We start from the raw sequence: 581 nt of genomic DNA, 5'->3' as shown, positions 1-581 counted from the left end.
AAATAGAATTGGCGCACCAACCGTGATGTAAAGATCCGACGCTTTTAACGTCAACATACCTTCAAGAAATTTATTCAGATCCATCTTCCGTATTCACCATTATCTGTATGAACGTTACGAGAATTGCTGCACTTCAAGCCCAATCTTGCTGTCGACTTCTTCGCGCGAAACCATGCCTTGCGCCATCAACTGACGGGCATTTTGTTCCATGGTTTGCATTCCATGCGCGGCACCCGTTTGAATGATTGAGTACATCTGCGCGACTTTGTCTTCGCGAATCAAGTTACGAATAGCGGGCGTTGCCATCATGATTTCGTGACAAGCGATACGACCACCGCCATTACGTTTCAACAGTTTTTGCGCGATAACTGAACGAAGGGATTCAGACAACATGGAACGCACCATGTCTTTGTCACTACCTGGGAACACATCGATGATACGGTCGATGGTTTTTGCTGCTGAACTGGTGTGCAACGTACCGAAAACTAGGTGACCCGTTTCCGCCGCCGTTAACGCAAGGCTGATGGTTTCTTTGTCACGCATCTCACCGACAAGGATCACATCTGGGTCTTCACGCAATG

Annotated in this window: 1 protein-coding gene; it reads right to left on the bottom strand. The window is 47.7% G+C overall.

What is annotated here, in order from left to right; translation table 11 throughout:
* Window positions 1-114: 114 nt before the first annotated feature.
* Window positions 115-581: type IV pilus twitching motility protein PilT (locus R7190_RS29245; protein WP_318138122.1), on the bottom strand; the 467-nt coding region annotated here is incomplete at its 5' end.

The organism is Vibrio sp. 1078-1 (assembly GCF_033340475.1).
This window is presented reverse-complemented; position numbering and strand designations above follow the sequence as displayed.